The sequence below is a fragment of the Gemmatimonadaceae bacterium genome, from assembly GCA_040882285.1.
In the GTDB taxonomy this organism is placed as follows: domain Bacteria; phylum Gemmatimonadota; class Gemmatimonadetes; order Gemmatimonadales; family Gemmatimonadaceae; genus JACDCY01.
Genome location: JBBEBQ010000025.1, coordinates 230,750 through 241,753, shown reverse-complemented (window position 1 = coordinate 241,753; position 11,004 = coordinate 230,750). Strand labels below are relative to the sequence as shown.

Below are 11,004 nucleotides of genomic sequence, written 5' to 3'. Positions count from 1 at the left end.
GATTCATCGCATCAGCCCTGCTACCGTTTCACGGGTTACAGCCCACTAGTAGTAGCGGCTCTTCCCGCGTTCGAACCCTCTCGGGGCTTAGCAATGAGCTTTTCCTTGCGGCGTTTTTCCCAAGCGGTTACCGTTTGCTCGTCATCTTACCCCCTGGAGGGCTTCGTGGTCGTGCGGAAAGGGCTAGTTCTGGGAGTTGCAGGAGCTGTCGCGGTGACGGCGTGCGTTAGCACGAACGCGGCTTTGCTGGACCCCTCTATAAGCTTTGCTAAGACGTGTCCCAATGCCGTGCAAATGTTCACCACGCCGGAGAAGGTCCCGTCGCAATATCGAGAAGTCGCGTTGCTGAACTCGTCGGGCAGTACCCTGTGGACATCGGAAGGCGGCATGATGCGGTCGCAGAGGAAAAAAGCTGCAGACCTAGGTGCGAATGGAATCATCTTAGGGGGTATCGATGAGCCGGGTGCAATGGCTAAGGTGCTTGGTGGCTTTTTAGGAACGGGGAACAGTAGAAAGGGGAAAGCGGTCGCCATATTGATTCCTGCTGACAGCGCACGCGTAGCTCAAGTTTGCAGCACCAATCCGGGGGACGAATGAGACGTCTCTCCCGGCGGTATGGACTGCGCGGTTTAGTTACGCTTTCCGCAACAGTCTTAGCGTTCGCTACTGTCGCGTGCGGCGGAGGTAGCGACGGACCAACCGCGCCTACCCAAGCGAGCCTCGCGGGAACGTGGGACTTAAAAACAGTTAACGGCTCAAATCTTCCGTTCACGATGGGTCAGCTGGGAGCGGACAAGGTTGAACTGACGTCAAGCGTATTAACCGTTTCTGGCGCTTCGTTCGCTGAGATTTACACTACTCGAGAAACGATTAATGGCGTAGTTACGAATTATTCCTATTCGGACGCGGGCTCCTACACGATCAACGGCACGGCTGTCACATTTACGTACAACTCCGGTGAAGGTGGGACCGGCACGGTTTCCGGGAATACGTTTACGCTCGCCGAGGGCGGCTTTTCTTTCGTTTATCAAAAGAGATAGGCCGAAGCTAGGGAAAGAATAGGGCGCGGACAATTCAGCAGCAGATCTGGTGATGCGAAGCCATCCAAATCTTTTCACGCGAAGAGGCGTTGGATCTGCTGGAGGAATTTGGGGAGTAATCGCTGCATTCTCGCCCCGTCAAGAAGTACAAAAGCCTCCTTGAGGGAGTGGAAACCGAGACCCAAGGCTACTTGGAACTTTAGGCGTCGAGCATCCTGCGAGCCCGCCGCAGCTCCCGATCGACGGCGTAGAGCAGCCTTTCAAGCGGCGTCATGGACTCGAGAATAGCGGCACGCATTGCCGCGGCCCGGACACCAGGAGCGAGGATCATTGAGGTGCGAGAAGGACCCGTCGGGTTGGATCGATCATACCTGCTCCCAAAGCAGGATCAGGACTCAACCTAAAACTACATCCTGCCGGGATTCATAGGGAGAACGGGCGTCGGTGCCGGAGTTTTCCTACATCGCAGGTCGTACTAGAGCGGTAGAAGCGGGTAACGAAACGGGTAACTACCAAGAGGAGCCGAGACATAGAATCATTCGCGCCGAGCTCTCAGGGCAGCTAGATGGAGCGCGGCCGGAGAGTCGTCTTGAGGGAGATGCGCCAGTCTAACATGGTCTGCCCATTCCGGCCGCAGCACCTCCGTCAGCAACTGTGCGTCGGTGATCGCATTTCCAACAAGAGTCTTGAGCGCCACGCCTGGTCTCACAATGCGCACCAACGTCGGGCTCGCTTTGCCGTGCGGTCCGGGAGCGAGCAGTCCCGCCTCCTCCACTTCACGCAGCGACTCCCTGCCCTCTCGGTTCAAGGAAAGCTCAAAGATCGAACCTTGAACAACGACGACCGGAAGATGCAGAAACACCTGCTTGACTCTCGGTTCGCCTGGCAGCGCTACCTGTGCAAGGAGAGATGCGTCAGTACGCGCGGCCTCCGCTCCGGCCGCAGCCACAACGCTCCGCACTGCGCGGTATGCCATGTTGGGGCCGGCCTTCTTTGCGCCTAGCGCCTGAACCACACCATGTCCCCGCATCGCTCCGAGGCCAAAGGCTTTTAGTGTTACGCCGGAACCCGACGTGGTGTAGCGTCCGACGTTCGGCATCTCGGCCCTTCGGACAATGGCACTCCCTACGGCTCCGAGTAAATAACCACTCGGAAACTGACGCTCGACTTGTGAGGACTCCGAGGCAAGAACGAGCCAGGGACGGTGAGAGTACTTGCATTCCACAACGAATCGCAGCGTAAAACTCGGCGGCTGCGTCGGCTCTCCCGGTTTGCCCGTCAGGGTAAACTGCGTGCCCAAGATGTCCACTTCGCGCCACTTCCCTGACCGCTGATCTCGGTAGAGATGCCCGTGCTCGATATCGTTCACACCCGCATCTCTGAGTTGTCGGCCGATCTCTAGTTCAAGAGGGTACCCCTCCTTCGCAAGCCAGGCGCGCACCTTTTCGAGTTGGCTCTTCACCCGCTCACCTTTGAAGAAGTCGACGGGCGGTCGCCCTCGCCCAGGTAGTCACCGCGAGACGAGAACGAAGGAGTCAAGGAACGCCTCCAGTGCGTCGACCTGCTGCGTTCCAAAGGTGAGAGGGTAAACAGTGGACCCCCGGACAATTCGGTCCTTGTCCCGCACCCAGACGCCGCGACCGACGACAGCGACACCTTCAAATGTGGCATCGTAAGCATAGCCGAGTGCACGTTACGCCTCGCCGAATGTCGTCCACGCAAAATCTGCACGAGCGCGAGCGCGTAGATGCGATGACGCGCGAATGGATCGCCGAGCAGGACCAGATGCTCGAAGCGTTCAACGCTCAGCGCGAGCGGGAGGATCGCGAGCTCGCACAGATCATCGCCGAGCGTGACGGGAGCTGGCCCCCGCGATCATCGCGGATCGGTTCGCTCACTAAGGAAGCGTCTTAGGCGCTTCCCCCGAGGCTTCTCAGCTCGGACCGCTTCGCGTCTATTCATCCCGGTACTCCAAGACTACGTATGATCCATGGCCGTACTTGAAGAGGATGACGAGTAGTCGGTCATGCAGTTTTAGATAGACCGGTAAGTCCCGCCGCTCCCCACGCAGTTGCAGTTGGTAGTACGGACCGCGGCCAGCTGTACCTTGATAGAGCGTATAGAATCGCTCGGCGTTCCGCTCTCCTCGCGGAAAGAGCAGCGAGAGCTTTTGGCGGTTCAAGCTTGACGCTTCCAGTGCTGCATAGTCTACCTGTTCGCGCGGCACTGTAATCGGGTGACTCGGCTGGTCTAGAAAAGCCTTCCCAATGTTGAACGCGAACGAAAACGATGGATTGATGCTCATTCCCGAAAGATACCATCTCCGCGGGACCCCGCCCTTCTGGCAGAGCGCGGATCGCCTCTGAGCTGCGATTACCCCAGCGCCACGAATGCTGCGCATCGCCACATCGGAGCGGGACGCGTTGCCACATCGCGCTTCGCACTAGCGCACGCGTCGAGCTAATCAGCGAAGCGACGAGCGCCGCGAACATGGCTCAAAACCCGCGCGCGGATGTGGCACTTACGTGCGACTCGGGCGGCCGATTGACGAGCTGCGCCACGCGATCTCAAGCCAGTTGGCTACGATCGGCCAAGAGGAAGTCAGCCTTAAGCGGGTGATTGAAGATTCTGGTGTTCCCTTCGTGCCCCGTCATCTCGTTGCCCTCCGAGCCATAGACGCAGACGGACACATACGAACGTTCCGTAATGTCATCGGGTTCGATGAACTGGGTGCAACAAAAATCACCGACGCGTCGATCACGATAAACGCAGATTCGTCCGCTAGCCCTCGACTTCCCCGCCGTCGCTCCAAATAGGCCATAGCGCCTCTACAAGCTCCGCTGTCGGCCAGTTCGGGCGGGAGAACATTACCTCTGCCTGCCGTTGTAGCCGCCCCCGTATGTCGGGGCTCACCAGCGTATGCACCTCTTCGGTGCGCTCGCCCACGCCGAAGCGCCCCAGCTCAGCCATCGCACGCATTCGGTCGCTGGCACGGGCCGCCTTGCTGGCATCAACCATTTGGACCGCCGCCAAATCCGGGTCCACCGGCACCTAATGGCCCGCAGCCCTTGGTGCACGTCAGCAACTCGACAACCGAGGCAAGCGGATCTGTACGTGCTCAATCGGCACCCCGTCCACGATCCGCTCGAGAACGGGGATGCGCTCATCGAAGGAATCAGGGCACCGCTGGCATTTTGGAGTCTACCCCGCGGTGTCGTCGCTCCAGGCAGGCCGAAAGCGCTTCGCCAAGGCCAGGCACGATAGGCGACGCTCCTAATCGCTATGCTTTAGCGACATGAAAATCGGCTTCACGGGAACACGATCCGGCATGACCCCGGAACAGCGGGAAGCGTGTGCACGCACACTATTCCGGCTGTCGCCTGACGAGCTGCATCATGGTGACGCGATCGGACGCGATTCGGAAGCGCACGAACTGGCCACAAATCAAGATATTCGCGTGGTTATTCATCCGCCGGTGAATCCATCGAACCGCGCATTTTGCGAGGGTTCAGAGGTCCGAGCGGAATTTCCGTATATGCTGCGAAACCGAGCGATCGTAGCTGAGACGGATCTCCTCCTCGCGACCCCAAACGGCCCAGAAGCTTCCGCGCCTCGTTCCGGCACATGGAGGACGGTGCGGTACGCGCGACGGATGGGGCGGCGAATCGTCATCATCTATCCAAGCGGCGACATCACCGAAGCTGACTGACAACGGCCGCCTAGAGAGTTACTGGCGCGACCATTAACCCGACTTCGAAAATCACTGTGCGGTTCGGCCCACAGCGAGAGTCCCTGTGGACCGGCTAGGTGTCGCGGGTGCCGCGTCCTATTCGAGCTAACAAGCAGGCCGCTCGCTGCATAGCAAGCCCGCTCTGCAACGGGTTCTATCCCTACTCGGCCTGTTACAAAGGGAACGGCGTTTTTCCTGCCGGGGTTCGGTCCCGAATGACTGACTGGCTCAAGGGCCTCCTAGAAGAACCGCACGAACATCGGAAGCACGCCTGTCCGGATGAAGCCCGCGCAATCGTGCAAGACGGTGTAGACGGGCCGCTCCCGAATCTGTGGCGGCATTGCCGGGTCAAAGATTGGAACAAGGGTCGTTATGGGCTTCATATACACCTCCGTACCGTTTTCAAAGTCGGCCACCTCAAACCGGGCGAGTACTGCGCCCGGTTTGAGAATGGGCGTGCGCTGCTCGATATATCGGAACGTCGCCCTTCCGACAATGCGGAGCGTGGTTTGTATGCTCATCGTCCCGCCCGCCGTCGTCATAAGCGTGCGGTGCTTATCCCAGTTGGATATTGCCTGAAGTTGCCCGAGCAGAGCGGTTTCTGGCCACTTCCTGCGGTGGTATGGCTGCAAGCGCTCGACGAGTGTACGCACGCCACGCGGAACTCCAGGCATCATGTGCCTGACGCCGCTGTGCCCCTTGAGCGTCTTGGTCTGGTGTCGCCCGCGAAACGCTGGCAACGATCTGACCAATGGGAATTGAACGTTTAGCGCCTCTTTGGTCGTCGTCGGCCTTGCGAGGAGCCACATCAAGTGGTCAAGCGACGAGCGGAGATGGTGGGCGGCCTCGCTGATGTGGATAGCCAGCTCCGGGGGCGGAGAGTCCACACGGGTCACTCGGTATATACCTCTTCCCTTACGGTCGAACTCGGGCTGCGAGTCGTAGGTTGCCGACTTCCAGAATTCCTTGGCCGCGCTATTGAAAGCCTCCGCGTGACCATCAGCCCGCCGGAGCTTCAGCAGGATGTCTGCGAATTCATCGGGCAGCAGGCTGGTAGACATGATTGGTGAGGGTACTTCGTTTTTCGCAGCAACCTGTTCGCTGCGCGGACGCGACGATAAAGCCTAACGCGCCCCACAGATTGCCCCCGACGGGTGTGCGCGTCTCGCACCGCGGAACCGCTCTCCTAATCTTGCAACAATGCCAGTATTCGGCAGGCTCGCAGGAGCTCGCGATCCACTGCATAGAGCAATCTTTCAAGCCGCGTCATTGAAGCTAGAATTCCTGCGCGCATAGACGCAGCGCGGACCCCTGGCGCGAGAATCATAAAGGTAACCGGCGTTTAGTTAGCATATCGTTTCGTGGATTTGGGTGGCTGCACGGCCTTACTTGCCGCCCCTGATAGAAGGCTCGCGGGAGAGTTTTAGGCGAAGCAGTTCGAGCGGACCGCCGGAAGCAACAACCTCACCCGACAACCCTAAAACATCGAGCGCGAATCGGTCATCAAGTTGACGCCTCGCGGGATCACGATCGATTTCGTGCAAGGGCAGTAGATCTTCCGCGCTCAATGCATCGAACAGACTCGCAGCCCGGGTCAAGCATTTTGGATCAAGCGCTTTCACGTTTAGCGTTGGAAGTGTTTCGAGTGCTGATACGCCGATGCTACCCCTTCCCGACTGCTGCTTGTTGGCGTGCCACCAGTGCAACAAGAGTCCCAGAGACGTATTTCCCCAAAGCACTAATGCTTTCTCTTGGTCCGTAGACGCTAGCAAGAGCGAGGGCCATGCACGGCCGCCAATCGTTTTGCGCATCGTAAACTGCATTGCGGTGGACTGACTATTGAACCGGAAATCGCGATTGAAGTGACAGTGTGAGGCGGTCGCCCAAACTGCAGCGACTTTCTCGTCGACAAGTTCACGATCCGCTTTGGTTTTCCCCGGCAAGGGACGTCCCTCCGAGTCGCCATCGAACGCCATCTTCCGCTCGGCAGTCGCGTCGTGAGCCCAGAGCACCGGGTAGGTCGGAGCAGCTCCGGGCTTAACTTTGGAAACTTTAAACGGCCCGCGAATTCCGCCGGTAGAAGTTGTTGCGTTTATGTCCATGTGATATGGGCCGATCTCAGCTATTACGCCCACTGTCGACACCGGTATCTCCAAAGCATCCGCTTCCATCATGGATGGCAGCCACACTCGATGTTTATGCGTTAGCTGGTATGCGGTTTGGGCCAGAGAGAGATCCGCTATTCGGGCGAGATTCCACCCTCCGGCGACCGGAAGCGGCGCGTTTAACGCTTGTCCTATTTCGTCATCGCCGAAATACAAAGAAGTCCCGCCAATAGGCCCGTCCTCGAGCCGCCGAGGATTTTTCGCGTTAACCAATCCTCGAATTTGCTTCGCTGTGGCAGCTCCCACGAACGCCGATTCGGGTCGGGCGGCTAACACGACAAACGTGGCACGAGCGCTTCCCGCCTTCGACTTGCGTGCCGCTACGAGACATTCGCCCATATGCGTATCGGCCGAAAAGGACATTTCTTCGCTCTGGCCTCCCGCAATCGAGACGAGTACTAGATCGGCGTAGTTCCTCTTGAGCAGGTTGCGAGAGTCTTCCCATGCATCTCCAGACATCAAACTCAGAGGCATGACCAATCCCAACGCTCCGTTCTGCTTGAGCTTACGGTCCGCCAACACTAAGAAGATTGAGGCCTCGCCGGCATTGCCGTGCGCACTCGTCCCTTCCGTAAGGCGCTTGGTCGCTTCACCCATGAGACGCTGCTCTTCCTTCGTCGAACTGAAGGCGGCGAACATGGGATTCGGAACGCCCACTTTTTCTCCCTCGTGACCCGTCGCTCTCGTAAACGGCGGGTTCATAATCACAACATCAAACGATGCGTGCGGCAGGGAGAGCCAGACATCCTTCTCTGATTCGCCCATTCCTTCAACGTGCTTGGCAGTGACGGCGAGGATATCAAGATTCCCTTGCTCGTCTAGCAAATCCAATGACCCGAGGGCAACACGTCCGTCTGGCTGCTTCCCGTAGGCGACCGTCATAATGCAGCTCTGCTCATATGTGACGGTCGGATGTGCCCCGGCCAACATAGATGCGGTCAGGTGCGCCGCTGCCGGCAGCACGTCACACCCAATCAGCGCATTGGCCATCATCGCGGGATGAATTTGTTCGGCATCTCCTCCGCCCAACTCGTGTAGCTGGCCCATTCGCTGGTAGACCGTCGAAAGGAGCGTACCGGTCCCGCAAGCAAAATCGGCCACGCGTAGCGCGGTAACATCGGGGACATTGGCCCACGATTCCTTTCCCGGCGGCTGATCCGCTGTGATCGCTAGGTCCACCAAAAGAGCGGCTGATGCGGGCCGCGTATAAAACGCTGCAAGAAATTTCCGATCTGCGATAAGACGTTGGAAAACGGCACCGGTCAAATCGTGGGATCGCATCAAGCGATTCTTTAGCAGATTGTCAGCAGTTGTAACCAAGCGGTCAATTAGTGGGATGCTCTCCACGGCCGGAATATCCTCAAGTATTCGCCGCGCGATATCAAAAATCGGCCAATAGTTGACCTTCAGGATTTTTTGCCATTCGGCCAAGACGGTCCTCTTCGTCAGACCGCCGCGGCGACTACGCAACTCGTCGAGCGAATTGATCGAAGACAGCTTGCCAGGTCCCCCTGCCAACGTTTCCTGAAACACGAAGGCGTTTGCAAGGATGGTCATCGCCATCCGTCTCGTTTGCTCCCCATCTTCCTGACGAAGCTCTGTACTTATCTTGTGGACAGCGCTCGGATGAGAGCTGGCAATCTCCGCCAAAATTCCGGCGGCTGCCGACACTCCCCACACCAGTTGGTCCGCTGCGCGCTCAACAACCTCAGGGGGAACCGACGCTGATTGGGTCAGCGTGGACAGATCGCCAACGCTGCCACGAAGCCAGCCGTTCGCAGGCCAGCGAACGCAGCCCGCAGCTGAAGTTCCGGTGTACAAGGCAAATTCGATGTCGCGCGCCGCAACCAGTGCCTTGCTGAGGCCAATACCCTGCTTCTTTCGCAGATTCTTGTTCAGGCGGACGGCGATAGAGGAAAGGATGGTCCGGCCAGTACTCGTGACGTCCTTTCCGAGGCGCGCCATCGCCTCACTCTCAACCGTCGTCGCAGGAAACACTTCAGTTTCAATCACGACGGGAGAGACGTTCGCTTCCAAGACGAGTATGTCTGGCCGCGCCGTGCTGCCGATCAGCATTCCGCTGTTTTCCGAACGCACAACCTCCGAATTGGCCCACGCTCGCCGCGTCGTTCTCAGAACCGCGGCAAGGGCATCGTTGAGGGTGTGTTCCGTGGTCGCCATCGTTGTCTAGCCGTCGGAGGGAAGTAAGGTTGTGCGGTTCACCTTCGGCGAATTTCTGACAGGTGGATCAACTCGGAAAGAGATAGTCCGAGCGCTTTGGCGAAGCGTTCTGCTACATCCATCGAAATACTCGATTCCCCTCGTTCAACGGACCCCCAGAAGTTGCGAGAAACCTTGGCGCGTTGCGCCAGCTTCTCCTGAGATAAGCCGAGTTCTTCCCGCAGTTGTCGAATGGTCGCACCGAAGGCGACTTGGAGGCCAGACATTGCGCGGTAAATGCGCTTTCTGGCCGAAGAGAATCTACCATGTTAACTTGTCATGCGAATTAGTGGGTGTGATCCTCCCTGTGCTGAGACCGAGGGCGAACCGCGCGCTGGAAGATGACCGCTATCCCGATGAGCGTTGAGAGCCAGTGCCGCTCGATTCGGCGTATGATTGCCGCAGATCGAGTGGCGAAGGAGCACGCCGGACTATCGCAACGCGCCGGCAGCCAGCACAGGGAGTGCGCGCAGTGAAACCTCAGCGTCGATTCGTGGATCTCGCCATCAGGTGGCGCGACGAGGTAATTCAAACCAGCCCCGAGGCGCAGCTAGCCCGATCGGTTGATTCTCTTGCCTACGCATGTGTGCTTGCTGCGGCTGAACACGGAACTGAGTTCACTGCTCTCGCGTGGGCTGCCGCCGAGCGTAGTGCTAGTGCGGCTGAACGTCGCCCGATTCCGTGGCTTGAATCTCTTCCCTGGAGGCTCTGCCAAGAGCTGATAGAGCCTGGTGGCGGCGAGGCTTTTCGAACTCTGACCGGCAATCTGGCTCACCCTCAGTCGTCCATCCGGCGGTGGCTCTTTAACCTTGCGTGGGTCGCCCGTGCCCGCATCCCAGCCGGCGAAGCTGTGCCGAATCTCCTCAAGAACATCGCGGACACTCTTGGCTGGGTTGGCGAATCGGCAGGGCTAGCCGCCGCCCTCGTGGACCGAGAGGAACGATTCTGGGAAACGGCTAGAGCGTTCCACCCGCCGGCGCACTTTGAAGCACAGTACCATGAACGGCTCGCAATACTCGAGAACGAAAGTTTTTTGGCGCTACAGGCCCCGTTTTGGACGCTGGAGATGGAGTGCCGGAAAACGATTATCGAGGCGCACGCGACGCTGCGGCCGCGGGTGACCCGCGAGCAGGCTCGCGATATTGCAGAGAGATTCCTTGCGGAACCCAACGAGCGTTTCGTAGATGCAGCGGGGATTGGCGATGTGGTTGACCGCCAAGAGCTCAGGGAACGTGGTACGCGAGAGCCGTTCATCTACGGGTCACATACCGAAGATCCGTGGATCGCGTATATCCTGCCAAAGCAGGTGTTGGGGTTTAGGAGTAGTGAGATCATCATGATCTCCAAGGCAACGGGCGACATTGTCTACTCGGGCTCGGCGAGCGACGAGGGATAAAATGGGCAAATACGTGGATGGACAGATTCACCGCCGAAACCCCGATCCCGAGAGGCCGACCGCGTAGGCGTTCCCCGCGTCACGTATATCTCGGTCAGTCGATGGCATGGGAGACGGCATCGACTGACCGAAGAGATTTTCCGCCTCAAAGTACCGATGCCGGTCCGGGGGGATGTATGCGAATCGCTGCTTGCCCAGCTCGGTTGAAATGTGAGAAGCATCCCGCGGCACATTCGATGCTCTAAAGCACGACAAGGTGGTAGCGAATGGATACGCAGAGTGGAACAACAACGAAGCCGAGCCCCGACTCGTCGAAGAAGGGCGTGATGATCAACGGCCGGACGCCGGTGGAGGAGTATCTGGAGCGCGAGGACCGGATGTTGTCAGACCATCCGGAGCCGCTTCCGACGCCACGGCGAGAGTTAAACCGCCGCAGGGCGAGCGAGGACTAGG

10 protein-coding genes are annotated in these 11,004 nt (G+C 58.6%); 4 read left to right on the top strand and 6 right to left on the bottom strand.

The window, feature by feature from the left end; all coding sequences use genetic code 11:
- Positions 1–1,575: 1,575 nt before the first annotated feature.
- Positions 1,576–2,502, bottom strand: a complete 927-nt coding sequence (locus WEA80_13120; GenBank protein ID MEX1187521.1) for a hypothetical protein — start codon at positions 2,500–2,502, stop codon at positions 1,576–1,578.
- Positions 2,503–2,747: 245 nt separating this feature from the next.
- Between WEA80_13120 and WEA80_13115 the strand changes: the two genes are divergently transcribed.
- Positions 2,748–2,954 (top strand): hypothetical protein, encoded by a 207-nt coding sequence (locus tag WEA80_13115; GenBank protein ID MEX1187520.1) that lies wholly within the window; start codon positions 2,748–2,750, stop codon positions 2,952–2,954.
- A gap of 40 nt (positions 2,955–2,994) precedes the next feature.
- Here the strand turns inward: WEA80_13115 and WEA80_13110 are convergent, their stop codons facing one another.
- Both WEA80_13110 and WEA80_13105 read right to left on the bottom strand, forming a co-directional pair.
- Complete coding sequence (locus WEA80_13110) at positions 2,995–3,345, bottom strand: hypothetical protein (protein ID MEX1187519.1); 351 nt, start codon at positions 3,343–3,345, stop codon at positions 2,995–2,997.
- Between the two features lie 476 nt (positions 3,346–3,821).
- On the bottom strand, positions 3,822–4,010 hold the full coding sequence (locus WEA80_13105; protein ID MEX1187518.1) for a hypothetical protein: 189 nt from the start codon (positions 4,008–4,010) through the stop codon (positions 3,822–3,824).
- Between the two features lie 325 nt (positions 4,011–4,335).
- Here WEA80_13105 and WEA80_13100 point away from each other — a divergent pair, with 325 nt between their 5' ends.
- Positions 4,336–4,749 (top strand): hypothetical protein, encoded by a 414-nt coding sequence (locus WEA80_13100; protein ID MEX1187517.1) that lies wholly within the window; start codon positions 4,336–4,338, stop codon positions 4,747–4,749.
- A 260-nt stretch (positions 4,750–5,009) separates the two neighbouring features.
- Here WEA80_13100 and WEA80_13095 read toward each other — a convergent pair whose 3' ends face one another.
- From WEA80_13095 to WEA80_13085, 3 genes are all read right to left on the bottom strand, one after another.
- Entirely contained in the window at positions 5,010–5,831 is an 822-nt protein-coding gene (locus tag WEA80_13095) for a hypothetical protein (GenBank protein MEX1187516.1), read from the bottom strand.
- A 324-nt stretch (positions 5,832–6,155) separates the two neighbouring features.
- On the bottom strand, positions 6,156–9,116 hold the full coding sequence (locus tag WEA80_13090; GenBank protein ID MEX1187515.1) for a hypothetical protein: 2,961 nt from the start codon (positions 9,114–9,116) through the stop codon (positions 6,156–6,158).
- Between the two features lie 38 nt (positions 9,117–9,154).
- The gene (locus tag WEA80_13085) at positions 9,155–9,382 is read right to left on the bottom strand and encodes a helix-turn-helix transcriptional regulator (GenBank protein ID MEX1187514.1); all 228 of its coding nucleotides are present in this window, start codon (positions 9,380–9,382) and stop codon (positions 9,155–9,157) included.
- A gap of 266 nt (positions 9,383–9,648) precedes the next feature.
- Here WEA80_13085 and WEA80_13080 point away from each other — a divergent pair, with 266 nt between their 5' ends.
- Together WEA80_13080 and WEA80_13075 are read left to right on the top strand one after the other, a co-directional pair.
- Positions 9,649–10,551, top strand: coding sequence for a hypothetical protein (locus tag WEA80_13080; protein MEX1187513.1), 903 nt, complete (start codon positions 9,649–9,651; stop codon positions 10,549–10,551).
- A 266-nt stretch (positions 10,552–10,817) separates the two neighbouring features.
- The gene (locus WEA80_13075; GenBank protein MEX1187512.1) at positions 10,818–11,003 is read left to right on the top strand and encodes a hypothetical protein; all 186 of its coding nucleotides are present in this window, start codon (positions 10,818–10,820) and stop codon (positions 11,001–11,003) included.
- The last annotated feature ends 1 nt before the right edge of the window (position 11,004 follow it).

What these genes read in the sequence shown, in the direction of transcription:
- WEA80_13090 (MEX1187515.1), bottom strand. Translation starts at nt 9,116, where the DNA reads ATGGCGACCACGGAACACACCCTCAACGATGCCCTTGCCGCGGTTCTG.
- WEA80_13110 (MEX1187519.1), bottom strand. Translation starts at nt 3,345, where the DNA reads ATGAGCATCAATCCATCGTTTTCGTTCGCGTTCAACATTGGGAAGGCT.
- WEA80_13100 (MEX1187517.1), top strand. Translation starts at nt 4,336, where the DNA reads ATGAAAATCGGCTTCACGGGAACACGATCCGGCATGACCCCGGAACAG.
- WEA80_13095 (MEX1187516.1), bottom strand. Translation starts at nt 5,831, where the DNA reads ATGTCTACCAGCCTGCTGCCCGATGAATTCGCAGACATCCTGCTGAAG.
- WEA80_13075 (MEX1187512.1), top strand. Translation starts at nt 10,818, where the DNA reads ATGGATACGCAGAGTGGAACAACAACGAAGCCGAGCCCCGACTCGTCG.
- WEA80_13115 (MEX1187520.1), top strand. Translation starts at nt 2,748, where the DNA reads ATGTCGTCCACGCAAAATCTGCACGAGCGCGAGCGCGTAGATGCGATG.
- WEA80_13105 (MEX1187518.1), bottom strand. Translation starts at nt 4,010, where the DNA reads ATGGCTGAGCTGGGGCGCTTCGGCGTGGGCGAGCGCACCGAAGAGGTG.
- WEA80_13085 (MEX1187514.1), bottom strand. Translation starts at nt 9,382, where the DNA reads ATGTCTGGCCTCCAAGTCGCCTTCGGTGCGACCATTCGACAACTGCGG.